Annotated in this window: 12 protein-coding genes; 10 read left to right on the top strand and 2 right to left on the bottom strand. The window is 69.1% G+C overall.

Annotated elements, in window-relative coordinates:
- The first annotated feature begins 94 nt into the window (after window positions 1-94).
- The 6 genes from ACIBQ1_RS43615 to ACIBQ1_RS43590 all read left to right on the top strand — a co-directional run bounded on the left by ACIBQ1_RS43615 (window position 95) and on the right by ACIBQ1_RS43590 (window position 8,218).
- Window positions 95-580: a MarR family winged helix-turn-helix transcriptional regulator gene (locus ACIBQ1_RS43615; protein WP_397286624.1), complete on the top strand. Its 486-nt coding sequence runs from the start codon at window positions 95-97 to the stop codon at window positions 578-580.
- Window positions 581-916: 336 nt separating this feature from the next.
- On the top strand, window positions 917-2,971 hold the full coding sequence (locus ACIBQ1_RS43610) for a hypothetical protein (protein ID WP_397286622.1): 2,055 nt from the start codon (window positions 917-919) through the stop codon (window positions 2,969-2,971).
- 52 nt (window positions 2,972-3,023) lie between these two features.
- Window positions 3,024-5,117 carry an alpha-galactosidase gene (locus ACIBQ1_RS43605; RefSeq protein WP_397286620.1) on the top strand — a complete coding sequence of 698 codons (2,094 nt, stop codon included), beginning with the start codon at window positions 3,024-3,026 and terminating at the stop codon, window positions 5,115-5,117.
- 11 nt (window positions 5,118-5,128) lie between these two features.
- On the top strand, window positions 5,129-6,448 hold the full coding sequence (locus ACIBQ1_RS43600) for an ABC transporter substrate-binding protein (protein ID WP_397286618.1): 1,320 nt from the start codon (window positions 5,129-5,131) through the stop codon (window positions 6,446-6,448).
- 1 nt (window position 6,449) lies between these two features.
- Window positions 6,450-7,364 carry a carbohydrate ABC transporter permease gene (locus tag ACIBQ1_RS43595; protein ID WP_397286616.1) on the top strand — a complete coding sequence of 305 codons (915 nt, stop codon included), beginning with the start codon at window positions 6,450-6,452 and terminating at the stop codon, window positions 7,362-7,364.
- Window positions 7,361-8,218, top strand: coding sequence for a carbohydrate ABC transporter permease (locus tag ACIBQ1_RS43590; protein ID WP_397286614.1), 858 nt, complete (start codon window positions 7,361-7,363; stop codon window positions 8,216-8,218). Before ACIBQ1_RS43595 ends, ACIBQ1_RS43590 begins: the two co-directional genes overlap by 4 nt.
- A gap of 23 nt (window positions 8,219-8,241) precedes the next feature.
- Here the strand turns inward: ACIBQ1_RS43590 and ACIBQ1_RS43585 are convergent, their stop codons facing one another.
- Window positions 8,242-8,766 carry a PadR family transcriptional regulator gene (locus ACIBQ1_RS43585; protein WP_397286612.1) on the bottom strand — a complete coding sequence of 175 codons (525 nt, stop codon included), beginning with the start codon at window positions 8,764-8,766 and terminating at the stop codon, window positions 8,242-8,244.
- A gap of 89 nt (window positions 8,767-8,855) precedes the next feature.
- Between ACIBQ1_RS43585 and ACIBQ1_RS43580 the strand changes: the two genes are divergently transcribed.
- The gene (locus ACIBQ1_RS43580; protein ID WP_397286610.1) at window positions 8,856-10,115 is read left to right on the top strand and encodes a serine hydrolase; all 1,260 of its coding nucleotides are present in this window, start codon (window positions 8,856-8,858) and stop codon (window positions 10,113-10,115) included.
- Between the two features lie 68 nt (window positions 10,116-10,183).
- On the opposite strand, the gene ACIBQ1_RS43575 is transcribed toward ACIBQ1_RS43580, so the two are convergent.
- Window positions 10,184-12,064, bottom strand: coding sequence for a cellulose binding domain-containing protein (locus ACIBQ1_RS43575; protein WP_397286608.1), 1,881 nt, complete (start codon window positions 12,062-12,064; stop codon window positions 10,184-10,186).
- Window positions 12,065-12,560: 496 nt separating this feature from the next.
- On the opposite strand from ACIBQ1_RS43575, the gene ACIBQ1_RS43570 reads away from it, so the two are divergent.
- From ACIBQ1_RS43570 to ACIBQ1_RS43560, 3 genes are all read left to right on the top strand, one after another.
- On the top strand, window positions 12,561-13,214 hold the full coding sequence (locus ACIBQ1_RS43570) for a CAP domain-containing protein (protein ID WP_397286606.1): 654 nt from the start codon (window positions 12,561-12,563) through the stop codon (window positions 13,212-13,214).
- Window positions 13,215-13,405: 191 nt separating this feature from the next.
- Window positions 13,406-13,786, top strand: a complete 381-nt coding sequence (locus tag ACIBQ1_RS43565; protein ID WP_397286604.1) for a VOC family protein — start codon at window positions 13,406-13,408, stop codon at window positions 13,784-13,786.
- 373 nt (window positions 13,787-14,159) lie between these two features.
- Window positions 14,160-15,352 (top strand): YncE family protein (locus ACIBQ1_RS43560; protein ID WP_397286602.1); only part of this gene is annotated, 1,193 nt, incomplete at its 3' end.

Below are 15,352 nucleotides of genomic sequence, written 5' to 3'. Positions count from 1 at the left end.
GGGAAATAGCACCCGCTACGCAGGTGCCTACAGAGGGGCGGTTTGATTTCACATGAAACCGTATCGAATAAAAGGGTAGCGGTAGTATGGCCTCATGACCGGCAACGCTCCCCGCAGAAACGCCGCCTCCCGCGCGACCGACCGGCCCGGGGACACCTCGCCTTTCGCCCTTGGCCTGCTGCTGCGCCAGGCACACTGGCGAGCAGCCGCGGTGATGACAGAGGCACTTCGTCCGCTCGGCATCGAGCTACGGCATTTTGCCGTGCTGATCGTGCTGGTCAACCGTGGGCCCACCGTGCAGCGGGACCTGGCGGCGGAGACGGGGTCGGACAAGGCGGGGATCATGCGCGTCGTCGACGACCTGGAGCGCAAGGGGCTGGCCGTACGCAAGACCGTTCCGGGCGACCGGCGCGTGCGGGCAGTGGAGATCACGCCTCAGGGTGTCGAGCTTTTCGACGCAGCGCATGTGGCGGCGGAGCCGATGGCCGAGCGTCTGACCGCCGCCTTGGGACCCGGCGAGCCCGAGCGACTGAGGGATCTGCTCACCCGGCTCGCCTATCCCGCAGACGGGGAGGCTTAGGCCGTCTGCCGCTCATCCGATTTTTCGCGACGGACCCGGCCTTGAGGACTGCGACCATCGTCGTTGTCCGGCGGTCGCGACCAAGGTCCGCGTCACCAGGTTCGCCCTTCGCGGCGCACGTCCGACGCCACCACCACGACCTCCCGGGACTGCAACCCCGGAGCGGATGGCGCCGAGCCCCGATATTTGCCGGTAACAACCTGGTAACAGGGTCTTTTCCTCCGTAATGTGAGCGGTCACACTCAAGCATCAAGAAAATGTGACCGGTCACATCTGCGCACCTCCACGTCCCCCAAGGGCTCGAACGCCCGAAGCACGCAAGGAGGTTGTCCCACCATGAGGAGGAAACATGCCTGGTCAGCGATGCTGGCGGTGGTCATGGTGACGGGTGCCCTGCATGCCGCACCCGCCCAGGCCGCGTCTCAGCTCGTCGTCGATCTCGGCAGCTCGACCGGCGCGCTCAGGTACGGAGCCACCGGCTTCCTGTACGGGCTCGGCGACGAGGGCATCCCGAACGAGACCATGCTCGCCGCCCTCAAACCCCAGGTCACCGCCCAGAAGGCGCCCGACGGCCTGCAGCACCCGAACGGCGACGCGCTCAAGATCGCCCCCATGTTCAAGCGCGCCGGCGGCCGCGAGATCCAGATCTACATGCAGGACGTCTACAAGCAGTGGCCGTACGAGAACCTCGGCCTCAACGACTACCTGGCCAAGGTGGACACGATGGTCAGGAAGGTCGTCGCCGACCCGTACCGCACCTCGTACGTCTACGTCCCCTTCAACGAGCCCGACCAGATCTGGTACAGCGGCAACCTCACCGGGTTCATGAACGACTACCGGACCGTCTACCGCCGGATCCGCTCCCTCGACCCCGGCGCCCGCATCGCGGGCCCGAACTTCGCGAGCTACCGCTCGGCCGACATCCGGACGTTCATGCAGTTCGCCCGCGACAACGCCGTGCTGCCCGACGTCACCACCTGGCACGAGCTGGGCGACGACTTCTTCACCAGCTGGCACACCCACTACGCCGACTACCGGGCGATCGAGTCCGGCCTGGGCATCTCCCCCAGGCCGATCACGATCAACGAGTACGGGCGCTTCTCCGGGGACCTGGGCGTGCCGGGCAACCTGGTGCAGTTCGTCGCGAAGTTCGAGAACAGCAAGGTAGACGGCTGCCTGGCGTACTGGACGACGGCCGGCGGGCTCAACGACCTGGTCACCAGGAACAACCAGGCGACCGGCGGCTGGTGGCTGTACAAGTGGTACGGCGAGCTGACCGGCAACACCGTGACCGTCACCCCACCTGCGCCGGGCGGTTCCCTCCAGGGCCTGGCCGCGCTCGACCAGGGCAAGAAGCAGGCCAGGGTGATCTTCGGCGGCAACAACCCGGCTGCCGGCACCTATGACACGAACCTGGTCGTCAAGGGCATCCCGGCCGCCCTGGGCACCACGGTCCACGCCACCGTCTGGGGCGTGGACGACACCGGGCTGAACCCCTCCCCCGGCCCGTACAAGGTCACCGAGGCGGGCTTCACGCCGTCCGGCGGCCAGATCACGATCCCGCTCACCGGGCTGAAGGGGTCGTCCGCGTACCACGTGATCGTGTCGCCGGACAAGGGCGCGACCACCGGCGCCCGCTACGAGGCCGAGTACGCCGCCGCGCCGGGCACGATCACCTACGGCCCGGTCTCCTTCGCCGACGGCGGCGCCAGGTTCGTGGTCACGGCCCCCACGGACGGCTACTACACGGTGGGCCTGCGTTACTCGGCCGCCGCCGCCCGCACGGCCAGGCTGCGGCTCAACGGCTCCGACCTGACCGACGTCGCGCTGCCGGCCGCCCCGGGCTGGAGCACCGCCACCGCCAAGGTGTTCCTGACCGCCGGGATCAACCGCCTGGACGTCGCCGCCACCGGCGTCAACCTCGACTACCTCGAGGTGTCGGCGACGTCGGGCACGATCAACGCGTACGAGGCCGAGTCCAGCGCCAACACCCTCGGCGGCGCCGCCAGGGTCTCGGCCAACTCCGCCGCCTCGGGCGGGAAGTACGTCGGCTACGTCGGCGCCGGCGCGGCCAACACGCTGCGCTTCAACAACGTCACCGCCGACGCGGCCGGCCGCCACCGCCTGATCGTCACGTACGCCAACGGCGAGCTGGGCGAGGGCGCCACCAACTACAACAGCAACATCGTCGACCGCTACGCCGACATCTCGGTCAACGGCGGCGCGGCCCAGCGGCACTACTTCCGCAACACGCTGGGCTGGTCGAACTACCGCACCACCGTCGTGGACGTCACCCTGACCGCCGGAGCGAACACGATCACGTTCGGCAACGCCTCCGCCGGCTACGCGCCCGACATCGATCGCATCCAGATCGCCAGGCCGGTCGGCTGAGCCGCGCCGGTCGGCAAGAAGCAGCACCCGCGAAAAGCAGCAGAGGAGATCCATGAACACCAGCGTCGTCTGGGGCCACCCGAGCCTGCGGGTCGTGCTCGACGTCTCACCCGACGGCCCGGTCGGCGTCCGGTCGCTGTCCGGCGGCGACGCCGCCACGGCGCACCTGCCCAGGGCGACGCAGCCGCTGGTGGAGCTGCTGGTCCCGGAGGCGGGGCGGGCGCGGGCCTCGCACCGCTTCTCCCGGACGGCCGTCGGCCTGCGCCTGGCCTACCGGGGCTGCGAGCAGCGCAGGGAGGGAGTGTGGCACGTGCTGCAGCTCGACCTGCACGACGCGGAGAGCGGGCTGGACGCCGAGGTGTTCGTGCGCTCGGCGGAGGGTGTCAGCGCGTTCCAGGTCTGGACGCGGGTGACCAACCGCGGCCAGAACCCCCGGCTGCTGCTGGGCGTCACGTCGTTCGCCGCCGCCTTCGCGGGCTCGGTGGACGACATCGACGTCGTACGGGCCGACAGCGAGTGGCTGGGCGAGGGCCGCTGGGTCCGGGAGGCCCTGCGCGCGCACGCCGTACCCGATCTGCGTCTGGGCGCGCACGGGCAGGACGGCCGCGGGCGGCTCGCGGTCGTCAGCAAGGGCACCTGGTCGACCGGCTCCCACCTGCCCACCGGCGGCCTGATCGACCGCGCCGGCGGGCAGGCGTGGTTGTGGCAGATCGAGCACAACGGCGCCTGGCGCTGGGAGGTCGGCGAGCGGCTGGACGACCCGTACGTCGCGCTGCTCGGCCCGACCGACATCGACCACCAGTGGCAGCACCTGCTCCGGCCCGGCGAGTCGTTCACCACGGTGCCGGTGTCGGTCGCGGTGTCCGGCGCGGGCCTGGAGGGGGCGGCCGCGGCGCTCACCGCGCACCGGCGGATGATCGTCCGGCCGCATCCCGACCGGGAGCGGCTGCCGGTGGTCTTCAACGACTACATGAACACGCTGTCGGGCGACCCGACCACGGCCAAGCTCCTGCCGCTGATCGACGCCGCCGCCTCCGCCGGGGCCGAGGTGTTCTGCGTGGACGCGGGCTGGTACGACGACGGCGGCACCTGGTGGGACAGCGTCGGCGAATGGCAGCCGTCGCAGACGCGCTTCCCGCGCGGCATCGAGGAGGTCCTCGGCCGCATCAGGGATCACGGCATGGTGCCGGGGCTGTGGCTCGAACCCGAGGTGATCGGCGTCCGCAGCCCCATGGCCGACAAGCTGCCCCCCGAGGCGTTCCTGCAGCGTGGCGGCATGCGCCTGGTCGAGCACGGCCGCTACCACCTCGACCTGCGACATCCCCGCGCGATCGCGCACCTGGACCAGGTCGTGGACCGGCTGGTGGAGGAGCTCGGCGTCGGTTACTTCAAGCTCGACTACAACATCGACCCGGGCGCGGGCACCGACCTGGACGCCGACAGCGCCGGGGACGGGCTGCTGGCCTGCAACCGGGCCCACCTGGCCTGGCTGGACGGCGTGCTGGCCCGCCATCCGGGGCTCACCCTGGAGAACTGCGCGTCGGGCGCCATGCGCATGGACTACGCCATGCTGTCCCGGCTGCACCTGCAGTCCACCAGCGACCAGCAGGACTTCCGCCTCTACCCGCCGATCGCGGCGTCGGCGCCGATGTCCGTGCTGCCCGAGCAGTCGGCGAGCTGGGCGTACCCGCAGCCCGACATGTCGGACGAGGAGATCGCCTTCGCGCTGTGCACCGGCATGCTGGGGCGGCTCTACCTGTCCGGCCATCTGGACGGGATGAGCGATGCCCAGCTCGACTCGGTCCGCGACGCCGTACGCGTCCACAAGGAGATCCGCGCGGACCTCGCCCGCGCCACGCCCGTGTGGCCGCTCGGGTTGCCGCGCTGGGACGCCCGCCACCTCGCCCTGGGTCTGCGGACGGCTGACGTCACATACCTTGGCGTATGGCGACGCGACGGGGCGAAGCCCGTGCGGCTGGACCTGCCACACCTGGCGGGCCGCGCGGTCGAGATCGACGTGCTCTACCCGCGGCACCTGCCGGACTGGGCTCGCGACTGGCAGCCCGGCTCCGGCGTGTTGACGCTCACCCCATGCTGCGACGAGCCCCATTCCGCCCGGATCCTCCGCATCCGCACCGCCTCATGAAAGAGACCACCATGAAAACCACATGGACGGCCGTCGCCGCCGCGGCGGCGCTCACGCTCGGCCTGACCGCGTGCAGCGACCCCTCCGTCGAGACCTCCTCCGCCGCGCCCGCCACCGCCGCGGCCTGGCCCGACCCGGCCACCAAGCTCGACGGGGTCAAGCTGACGATCTGGGCCGCCCAGAACAGCAACACCGTGCCCAAGGCGGTCATCGCCGGGTTCCAGCGGGCGACGGGTGCGACGGTCGAGGTCGTGACGATCCCGGACCCGTACGAGCAGGGCATCCAGACCAAGGTCGCCACCGGCGACAAGCCCGACCTGGCGTTCTGGCAGCCGACCGCGTCCATGCTGACCGCGATCAACGCCAAGGCCAACCTCCAGCCGCTGAACGACGCGCCGTGGCTGGCGCAGCTGTCGCCGGACCTGAAGGACATCACCGGCATCCTGGACGGCACCCGGTACGCGGCCCTCGTCACGAGCCCCGCGGTCGAGGGCGTCTACTACAACAAGGAGGTCTTCGCCGCCAACAAGATCACCGGTACGCCGAAGAGCTTCGACGAGATGGTGAAGCTGGGGCGCACGCTGAAGGGCAAGGGCGTCACGCCGTTCTTCGAGATGGCCGGCGACAAGTGGGCGACCCAGTGGTGGGTGCAGGTCCAGCTCGCGGACGCGGCCAAGGACGGCCTGTGGGAGCGGATCAACACGGGCAAGGAGACGTTCAACAGCCCGACCGTCGTCGGGGCGATCAAGACGTACAAGTCGCTGATCGACGAGGGGCTGTTCAACTCCGACATCAAGACCGCGAAGTTCGAGGACCAGGGCGCGGCGCTGCTGTCCGGCAAGGCGGCCATGGTCGTGCAGGTGAACTCGTTCTTCGGGCAGCTGCAGGCCACGGCCGACACGGCCACGCTGAACAAGAAGATCGGCTTCTTCCCGATCTCTCCGTCGGGGAACGTCGGCACGTTCATCCCCGACCAGTCGAACGCGCTGGTGGCGTTCAAGACCGGTGACGCCAAGCGGGAGGCCGCGGCGCGGCAGCTGCTGGCGTACTGGATGGGGCCCGGTTACAAGGACTTCGTCACCGACCGCAACACCGTCTCCCTGGAGCCGTCGGTGCCCAGCCCGGCGGGCGTGCCGCAGGCCCTGCTGGACGTGCACGCCGCGCTGCCCACCGCGGTCGGGTCGATGCAGGCGCTGGCGGTGGCCAACCCGGACCTGTACCTGAACCTGGCCGACATGATCACCGGGACCATGACGCCGGAGAAGGTCGCCTCGGCCACGCAGGACCAGTTCGCCCAGCTCGCCAAGGCCGCCGGGGCGAGCGGTTTCTGACGTGCTGATCACGACCTCACGGCAGGCCGCCTCCCGCGCCACGACCGCGACCCGCGGGCGCCCGGTCGTCGGGAGGCGGACGCACCCCATGTGGTTCATGGCTCCGGCGTTCGCCATCCTGCTGGTGTTCTTCTTCCTGCCGACGCTGTTCAACTTCGTCTACGCCTTCACCGACTGGTCGGGCTTCAAGAGCGCGATCCGGCCCGTCGGGCTGGACAACTTCACCGACCTGGCCTCCAACGGCACGCTGTTCCGGTCGCTGCGGGTCACGGTGGTGTACGCGGTGCTGGTGGCGATCTTCCAGAACGCGTTCGGCTTCGGCCTGGCGGTGCTGCTGGAACGCGACACCTGGCTCAACCGGATGGCCAGGGTCTTCTTCCTCGTCCCGGTGCTGATGTCCGCGCTGGCCGTCGGCTACATCTTCCAGGCCCTGCTCAAGCCGACGGGCGGCCTCAACCAACTCCTCGGCATCGACTACGCCTGGCTGGGCGACACCACCTGGACGGTCGTGGTCGTCGCGCTGATCCACGCGTGGAAGTGGATGGGGCTGTCGATGCTGATCTACCTGGCGGGGCTGAAGACCATCCCGGACGACATCGTGGAGGCCGCCCACATCGACGGCGCGTCGCGGTGGCGTACGTTCTGGGCGGTCCGCTTCCCGCTGCTCGCGCCCGCGATCACGTTCAACGTCGCCACGGCGCTGCTGGGCTCGATGAACGGCTTCGACATCGCCCAGGCCACCACCGGCGGCGGGCCCGCCCGCACCACGGAGATCCTGAACATCTTCATCTACCGCACCTTCGGCCAGGGGTTGTTCGCGCAGGCCACGACGATGAGCCTGGTGCTGTTCCTGCTGGTGGCCCTCATGGCCTTCCCCGTCATCTACGTGCTGCGCAAGCGGGAGGAGATCCTGTGACCCCCGTCGTGCCCGACCGTCGCGGTGTGAGCGACGCGCCCGTGTGGCGCCGGCTCCAGCCCCTGGTCACGTTCGTGCTGGTGGCGCTGTCCATCGGCATCCCGCTGTGGCTGGTGCTGGTCACGGCCGCCAAGTCCCGCGGCGAGGCGCTCACGCCGGACCTGTCGCTGCCGTCCGAGTGGCACCTGCTGGATAACCTGGGGCAGGTGTGGGGCGACGGCGAGGTCCTGCGGGCGTCGCTGGGCAGCCTGCTGGTCGTCGTGCCCTCGGTGATCGGGGTGCTGCTGTTCGGCTCGATGGCGGCCTGGATCCTGGCCCGCCGCACCACCCGCCTCAACGCCGTCCTGTACGCGCTGGCGATCAGCGGCATCGTGCTCCCGCCCGCCGTCGTCACCGTCGTGCTGCTGCTGCGCCAGCTCGGCCTGGCCGGGAGCGCGGTCGGGATGATCGGCGTCTACATGGGCATCTACATGTCCACGGTGATCTTCTTCGTCACCGGCTTCGTGCGCACCATCCCCACCTCCCTGGAGGAGGCGGCACAGCTCGACGGGGCGAGCCCGATGCGGGTGTTCTGGCTGGTGGTGCTGCCGTTGCTGCGCCCGGTGCTGGCCACGGCCACCATCCTGGTCTGCCTGTACGTGTGGAACGACGTCTTCTACGCCTTCTTCGTGATCGGCGGGCGCCTGGACACCCTTCCCCTCAACCTCTTCCGGGTGGCCAGCGCCGGGCTGTATCTCAACAACTGGCATCTGATCTTCGCGTACGTGATCCTGATGAGCCTGCCGCTGGTCGTGGTCTTCGCCGTCGCCCAACGCAAGATCATCTCGGGCATCACCAGCGGCGCCGTCAAGTAGCATCGCACCGGCATGCCGGGCGTTCAGCCGTCCAGCAAACGCTGGACGTCCTCCAGGAGTTTCACGTCGGCCGCCAGATGCGCCTCGGCGTTGTCGAACAGGGCGTCGGCCAGCGGTGACAGCCCCGCTTTCGCCTCGCGCCCGGCGGCAAGCGCCACCCGTTGGGCCTCCAGCGCCCGGAACGAGGCCGCCACCAGGTCCCGTGCCTCGCCGGACCCCAGGAGCGCGTGCCAGCGCAGCGCCAGCGCGAAGTCGGATCTCGTGGAGTGCGGAGGCGCGGCGAGCGCCTTGCGCAGCAGGTCGCGGAGCGTGCGCCGGCCCTCGGGTGTGATCGCGTAGACGCGGCGCAGCCGATCGCCGGTGCGCTCCTCGGAATGGGTCTCCGCCAGCCCCTCGGCCTCCAGCTTGGCCAGCGCGTGGTAGACCGATCCTGGCTTCACGTCGGTCCATCGCTCCAGCGCCCCGGCCGTGACGAGCTGGTTGATCTCGTATCCGTGCCGCGGCCCCTCGTTGAGCAGCCCCAGGACGAGCATCCGGGTCGACGACACCCAACACCTCCACACGATAGTCAAGGTTGACCATATCAGCCGCCCCATGCTCATATAGTCAAACTAGATTAATCAAATTGGAGGTTCTCATGTTCTCCCGCCTCTCGCGCCGGATGGACGCGCTCGTGAGCGCGTACGCGCAACTGGGCAGGTTCAGCGGTGCGGTGCTGGTCGCCCGCGGCGACCGGCGGCTGTTCGCCAAGGGGTACGGCCACGCCGACCATGAGCACGGCGTGGCCAACACGCCGGCAACGGTGTTCCGCATCGGATCGCAGACCAAGACGTTCACCGCGATCGCGATCCTGCGGTTACGGGAGCAGGGCACGCTCCGCGTCACCGACCCGATCGCCCGCCACCTGCCCGGCTACCCGCACGGCGCGCAGATCACCCTGCACCACCTGCTGACCAACACCTCGGGCATCCCGGACTACGTCACGGCGGGCGACTTCACCCGCGTCATGGGGACGCCGCGCACCCGGCGGCAACTCATCGACGGCTTCAAGGACCGGCCCCTGCTGTTCGAGCCGGGCGCGCGGATGAGTTACAGCAATTCGGGCTGGATCCTGCTGGGCGAGGTGATCGAGCGGCTGTCCGGCCTGACCTACGGCGAATACCTGCGCCGGAACGTCTTCGTCCCCTTGACCATGGAGCGCAGCGGCCTGGCCGGCGGCGCCGGGACCGCCGTCGGCTACATGTCGGTCGACGGCCGGCTCGCCAGGACCCCGTACCTGGACAACTCCAACCAGGACGCTGCCGGAGCGCTCCACTCGACGGTCGAGGACCTGCACCGCTGGGACCGCGGCTTGCCCCGGCTGCTGCGGCGCGAGTCGCTGACGGAGCTGTTCAGGCCGCACGTCGAGGCCGACGGCACCGGGTACGGCTACGGCTGCGCGGTGAGCGCGGACCGGGTGGAGAGCGCGGGCGGCACCATCGGATTCGTCAGCGTCTCAGCCCGCTACGGGGACGACGACTTGTTCGTGACCGTTCTGTCCAACATCGAGAACGCTGCCTCCTCCGAGATCGAGTCCGCGCTGGCGGCTATCGCCCGCGGCGAGCCGTACGAGCTGCCGAGCCGGCGCGTCTTCGTCACCCTCGCCCCGGACCTCCTCGACCGGTACACCGGCCGCTACACCATGCGGTACATGGGACGCACCTCCACGATGGACGTCACGCGGGAGGGCGAACAGCTCATGGTGGAGGTGCAAGGGCTGGTCAGGACGGAGCTGCGCCCGATGTCGGAGACCCGCTTCTTCGCCCGGATGAAGGGCGAGGTCGAGCTGGACTTCCTGGCGAACGGCGAGGTCGCGCTCAACTGGGCGGGCCGCGAGGTCACCGCCCGGTCCGCCTGAGAAGGCCGCTGACGCGCCGGTCACCGGCGCGCCGGCCCACCTGCCGACGGGCCGGGCGTGGCCGGTGGTCAGGCGCAGGTGTAGCCGGACGGGAGGGCGGTGTTGCCGTTCGGGCGGATCGCCTGGAATCCGACGCTGGTGGTGCCGGCTCCGGGGGCGAGGGTGCCGTTGTGGCTGACGTTCTTGATGGTCACGCTCTGCCCGCTGACGGTGGCGGTGCCGTTCCAGGAGCCGCTCAGCGTGTGGCCGGCCGGCAGGGTGAAGGTGACCGTCCATCCGGTGATCGTCGAGGTGCCGGTGTTGGTGATGGTCAGCGGCTGGATGACGTACCCGGTGGCCCACTGGGTCTGTACGGTGGGGACGGCCGTGCACGTTCCGGTGGAGGTGCCGGGCTGGGTGGTGACCTGCGCGGTGTTCGAGACCGGCGAGGTGTTGCCCGCGCCGTCGCGCGCCCTGACCTGGTAGCGGTAGGTGGTGCTCGGGGTCAGGCCCGTGTCGCTGAACGAGGTCGCGGTCGAGGTGCCGACCTGGGTGAACGTGCCGCCGCTCGCGCCGGGCGCGCGCAGGACGTCGTAGCCGGCGACGCCGGAGCCGCCCTGGTCGGTGGACGCGGCCCAGGTCAGCGTGGCGCCGGTGGCGGTCACGTTGGCGGCGGCCGGGGTGCCGGGCGTGCTCGGCGGGATGGTGTCGGTCGCATCGCCGAGGGTGGGAGTCTGCCAGTCTCTCCACTCGGCCAGGTTGCCGAGCGCCTTGGCCGAGATCCTGATCGCGCCGGGCGCGTTGCCCGTCTTCAGCAGGAACCTCTGGATGTTCTGCTGCAACGGGGTCCGCCATTCAGCCCTGTTGGCGCAGTGGTTGCCGTCCTGGATGTCGGACCAGTACGTGATGTTGTCTCCCGCGCCGAGCGCCTTGTAGACCTCCGCCCCGCCCAGGGCCGCCACGCTCGCGGACTTGGGGCCCAGATTGGCGATGTGCGGATTGTCCATGATGAACAGCCCGCGCGGCGCGACCATGGCCACCATTTCGTGGGTGTCCACCGGCAGTCTGGCCGGGCTGCCCGTGAAGGAGCCGAACGCGTCACCCAGCCACGGCTGCTCACCATAGGCACTGCTCAGGCTCTGGGCGCCTTCCCCGGGAATCCCGCGGAAAATGGGGACGCCGGCGCTGCCCGACTCGATCGGCATGGTCAAGGCGATGCGCTGGTCGAACGCGCCGATCACGAAGGCGCCTTTCCCGAACCGCGAGCATCCCGTGACGCCGGTCGCATCCGCTTTGAGAATGCCGCCGCCGGACTGTTCGATGACGTCGATGATCCGGCTCACGCCCCAGGCCCAGGCGACGAGCAGCCCGGTGCTGCTGGAGGAGCCGTAGATGCTGTAGAAGGCGCCTTGTTTGTTGTTACGCGGCGTGCCCTCTTTCCCGACCGCGTAGGGGTCGTAATTGATGACGGCGGCGCCGGCCGCTTTGATGGCGGCCGTGTCCGCGCCGAATCCGCCCACGACGACGACCGCCGGGAAAGGCCCCGAACCGCTCGGCAGGTCGACGCCCGCCGAGAAACTCGAGCTCCTGCCGTTGTGGTTCACGTTCACGGTGATGCCGGTTCTCGAAACCGTTCCTGTGACGCTCGCGGGCTTTCCGGGTTTCTCGCCGTAGACGAACTTCTCCGCCAGCTTCTTGATCTCTTGCCGTCGGCACCGCCACTCGGACTTGGCGGAGATGCGCGTGGCGTTCAGCTTCTTGAAGGGATCGGGAAGCTTGGCGTCGGTGGGCAGGGATCCGGTGTCGGGCAGGCCGGTCACCGCGCAGTCGGCGCCCTCGTCCTCGACTCCGGCGGCCGCGACGGCTTCGGGGGGTCCTGCCGTTACCGCACCGGCGATCGACAGCGCCGCCGCCACTGTCAGCGCGACGACCCTCGAACGGATCTTGGAGCGGGCCAAGCTGGTGATCACCAGAGCTCTCCCTTCCGGGTGGCGTGTTGGCGATCAGTCTGGGAATCCGCCCGAAACATGTCAATATACGATCGAAATATTTCAAGAGCTGATCTTTTTATATGTCGCTCAGCTGGGAATATGCGAGCATAAATCTCGAAACTTTCGGAATCTGGGAGGACATAGGGGTGCTGCGCCCGCGCCCCAGGATCAGCGACCGGCCCGCGTAGGGGATGTCGCGCAGTTCGATGCCGCCCGGCTTGAAGGAGTCCAGTACCCCGGAGCATCGGGGCCGGTCTCGGGCACCGGGGGTCACCACCCGTCGCCGGGAAACTCTGCTCGTCGTCGCTGCGGGCTGCGGCGTGATCGCGGCCTGCGATGACCGCATGGCCCGATCGCGCGGGCCGGCCGACACCGCTCCGGCGGGCTCCGGCCCGCAGGCATCTGAGTAGGGCTTACTCAGGCGCCCGCCCGGGAGCTGCCGTTTCACTGGAGGCTCAACGAAGGGAGTCCTCTCATGAGCGATCTGTCACCATCCATCCGGCGGCGGCCCCAGCTCCCCGCCGTCCTGTCGCGCACCGTCCGCCTGCTCGGTGCCGCCGCCGCCGGCCTCACGACGCTGAGCGCCATGGCGAGCGCCCCGGCCGCTGCCGCGCCGAACTGCGCTGCCGCATCAGCGTATTACGACCAGGCTCCCACCAGCGGCAACCTCACGATGGTGCGGCAGGCGGTGCACTGTCTCCTCGACGCTGAGCGCGCCAGGGCCGGGCTGGCCCCGCTCACGCGCAACAGCCAACTCGACACCGCGGCGGCCGCGCACGCCGGCGCCGCGGCGACCCTGAAGTGGTGGCGGCCGGGCGCGGACTCGCACACCAACCCGCAGACCGGTTCGACGCCGTACAGCCGAATCACGGGCGCGGGCTACTGCCCGAACCCGCTCTCCTGGGCCTACGCCGAGACCACCTACACCGGCTGGGGAGGGTCGGGCACGCCGCGGGCCGCCGTCCATTGGTGGGTGTACGTCAGCACGTACGGCCACCGCCAGATTGTCCTGAGCCCGACGCTGACCGACGTGGGAATCGGCGCGGCGGCGGGAGCGGCGGACCCGGCCGGCGCGGGCGCGGCGGGCGGTGGGACGTTCGTGGTCGACTATGGGCGCTGCCGGCGTTAGGTCAGGTCTCAAAGTCAGGCTCCCGACTGCATGGCCGACCTTGCCCGGCTGCCCGGACAGGGCCGCCCGGAAATCATTTCGACCGCGCCGGCCTCGTTTGGTACGGTCGCGAGATCGTTTTCGCTGCTGGGAACCATGAGGTTCGTGCGTGGCCTCCCGTGCGGCTCCCCGGCTGAGAGTAGGTTTCGTCAATGGCCTGTCGTATCAGTGAGCTCGTGCTCGGTTGCCGTGACCCTGAGGCGCTGGCGCGGTTCTGGTGCGAGGTCCTGGACTTCGTCGTGCTCGATCGCGAGGACGACGGCTCACTGGAGATCGGGCCGCGCGAAGGGTTCGGAGGTCCGCAGCCGACGATCATCCTCAGCCGCAGGGATGAGCCGGAGCAGGGGAAGTCCCGGCTGCACATCGACGTCAACGCCACCGACCGCGATCAGGACGCCGAGCTCGAACGCCTTCTGAAGCTCGGTGCTCGCCCGGCCGACATCGGTCAGACAGGGCAGGAGCAGTGGCATGTCCTGGCCGACCCGGAAGGCAATGAGTTCTGCCTGCTCAAGGCCCGCCTCAGCCCGCTTTGAAGTCCGGTGTGACGGGCGTGTCGTGATCGTGAAGTAACTGAGGTCTCCGGTAAAGGGTTCATCGACCGAGAAGAACCTGAGCACCGGAGACCTCGTGTCCGCCCCAGCGGCGGCGCGACTCGGGGCGGGCGCCTTGGCCTTCACCCGTACCCCGCTTCCCCGATCAAGCGTGAAGAGCCCCCTTTCCTTGTACGGCGGGGCACCGCCACCCGCACGTTGGCTGAATTGTTGCGCCGGCCCAACTCCCTCTTTCATCTTCCGGGTTGCTCTTTTGTCGTTCTTCGCGCGTTTCCTAGGCCTCTCCGGATGCGGGCACATGCTCCCTGTCCTTAGCCTGGAAGTAACTCGCGGAAGTGGGGAAATCGCGATGGTCATGCGGACGAAGCAGAAAGCCGATCGCACATTCGAGCAGCAGATGGAGAGGGCCGAGCCGGCGCTGGCGGTGACCAACACGATCGCTCTCGACACGGGTGCGCAGCCGGAAAGCGTGGCGGTGAGCCCGGACGGACGATTCGTCTACGTCACCGAGAACCAGTTCGGCAACCTGGTGGTGATCAGGAACGGATCGGCCAGTCAGCCGGTCGTCGAAAAGATCCCGGTCGGCCGAGGGCCGGTCGGATTGGCCGTGCACCCGCAGGGCAGCATTTACGTGGCCAATTCACTGGCCGGCACCGTTTCGGTGATCCAGCGCAACGCGAGCACCGACACCCATGGCGCGAGAGCGACAATCACGCTGGGCGGTGCCCAGAACAACGGCCCGTGGGGAGTGGTGACACCGGGCCCGCGCGGATTTTCCTTCCTCCGTCCGGTCATCCGCCGAGACGCTGTCCTGCCACGGGCGGCGAGAGACATACCGGTCTGCGCCTACGTGACCGACGCGCTGGACGGCTCTCTGACCGCGATCACGCCCTCCGATCTCGCGTTGGGCCCGATTCCGCTCACCCCGGGCTTCGTCCCGCACGGGATCGCGATCACTCCCGCCGGTGGTCGCCTGTACGTGACCGACGCCCGCGCGCCGGGGGCGGTGGCGGTGTTCGACTGGTCCACGGATCCTCTGGTCCGGACGATTTCCGTCGGATCGAGTCCGGAGAACGTCGTGGCTCCCAGAGACTTCGTTCGCGGCAGTGGGTTTTTCGACTTCTTCCGGTGGCTCTTCTACAACAACGTCCTGAGCGTTTTCGACGGCGTGGGATTCGCGTACGCGGCCGACACCGGCGGCAACACCGTCTCGGTCATCAAACGGTCCACCAACAATGTCGTCGAAACCATCACGCTCGGCGGTCCCTCCAGCGGGCCGTACGGAATAGCTGCCTTCAAGGGGCGCATTTACGTGACCAGCGCGTTCGCCGGAACCGTCTCGGTGATTGAGCGAAGGAGCAACGGAAGTCACGCCTTCCGCGAAAAGCTCGATCTGGGCGGAAGCGCCGTCCCGCACGGGATCGCCGTGACCCCTGCTGGTAACCGCCTCTATGAGCCTGCTGACAAAGGGTTTGGTCGGTACGGCCGAGTTGGGGCGATCTCGGCGGTTCTCCCGGTGTGTCACACCTGCGGACAGGAGCGGGCTCC

The organism is Nonomuraea sp. NPDC050153, assembly GCF_044460125.1.
GTDB lineage: Bacteria > Actinomycetota > Actinomycetes > Streptosporangiales > Streptosporangiaceae > Nonomuraea.
The sequence above is the reverse complement of the archived record's forward strand: the minus strand, read 5'-3'. Positions and strand labels throughout refer to the sequence as shown.